Source organism: Streptomyces sp. BE20 (assembly GCF_036322525.1).
Classification (GTDB): Bacteria; Actinomycetota; Actinomycetes; order Streptomycetales; family Streptomycetaceae; genus Kitasatospora.
In genome coordinates, this window is the sequence record NZ_JAQYWW010000539.1 from 1 (window position 1) to 1,352 (window position 1,352).

The 1,352-nt window shown below is 67.1% G+C and carries 2 protein-coding genes; both read left to right on the forward strand.

Annotation, left to right across the window (positions count from 1 at the left end):
* The first annotated feature begins 103 nt into the window (after nt 1-103).
* A complete protein-coding gene (locus PUR61_RS08790) occupies nt 104-958 on the forward strand; it encodes an IS5 family transposase (RefSeq protein WP_329877459.1) in 855 nt (284 codons plus the stop codon).
* The coding region (locus tag PUR61_RS08795) for a hypothetical protein (RefSeq protein WP_329877461.1) at nt 955-1,352 on the forward strand (398 nt) is incomplete at its 3' end. The genes PUR61_RS08790 and PUR61_RS08795, both read left to right, overlap by 4 nt.

A 1,352-nucleotide genomic window follows, 5' to 3' on the forward strand; every position in this document is an offset into this window, starting at 1 on the left:
AGTGGACGTTAAGTCCGCTTTCTCTCGGTTCATGATCGCTCGTTCGTGTGAACGTCGGCCGTACTGGCGTGCCAGTCGGGGTTCGGGTGATGTTCTGCGGCGCATGGACAGACGGGCGTATCCGAGCGACTTATCGGATGAGCAGTGGGCGTTGATCGAGCCGATGATCACGGCCTGGAAGCAGGACCGGGTGGCGCGATCGGCTACCGGGGATCCGGGGGCCTGTGATCTGCGGGAGATCGTGAATGCGATCTTTTACCAGAATCGGACGGGCTGTCAGTGGCGCTACCTGCCCCATGACCTGCCGGCCTGGTCGGCGGTGTTCTACTACTTCGGCTTGTGGCGCCAGGACGGGCTCGACCGGCGGATCCAGGAACTCCTGCGCTGCCAGGTACGGGAGAGGGCCCGCCGATTAGAGGATCCGTCCCTCGTGATCATCGACACCCAGTCCGTCCGTGCGGCCGCCGGTGTCCCGAAGACCACGACGGGGCTGGACGCGAACAAGAAGGTGTCGGGGCGCAAGCGGGGACTGGCCGTGGACGTCATGGGGCTGATCATCGGCGTCGTCGTCCTGGCGGCCTCCGCCCACGACAACGCCGCCGGCGCCGCCCTGCTCGACCAGGTCGCCGAGCGGTGCGGGATGCGTCTGGAGAAGGCCCTGGTGGACCAGGGCTTCAAGGACGAGGTGATCATCCACGGCGCTTTGCTGGACATCGACGTCGAGGTCGTCCGCCGCAACCCGGCCGACCAGGGCAAGGGCTTCGTCCCGCAGCCGAAACGGTGGGTGGTGGAGCAGACAAACGGCACCTTGATGCTGCATCGGCGCCTCGCTCGCGAGTACGACCACCGGCCCGACAACTCCGCCTCACGCGTCTACTGGGCCTCCACCGCGAACATGACCCGCCGCCTCACCACACCAGCCCCGGCCTGGCGCGACACCCTCGGACTGGCCGCGTGAACGTCGCCGAACTCCTGGCAGACCTCCAGACCCGGCAGGACGAGGCCACCGCCCGGGCCGCGGAACTACGCGCCCGGATCGAAGAGCTCGCCACCGACCTGACCGAGACCGAAGCGCGGCTCACGGACCTGGCCACCACCCGAAAGATCATCGCGGAGGTCACGCCGGCAGGAACCGAATCCGAGCCACCCGAGACGAACACCACCTACCAGGCCATCGTGAACGCCTTCAACCAGCACCCCGACCAGGCATTCCGGGCAGGCGAGCTGCACGAACTCCTCGGCATGCCCACCGACGAGGCGTCCGTCAACATCACCCGCAGCCGCCTCGGACGCCTCACTCGCCAAGGCTTCCTCACCCAACCCGGACGAGGCCGCTACCAGAAACGGACTTA

What these genes read in the sequence shown, in the direction of transcription:
- PUR61_RS08790 (WP_329877459.1), top strand. Translation starts at nt 104, where the DNA reads ATGGACAGACGGGCGTATCCGAGCGACTTATCGGATGAGCAGTGGGCG.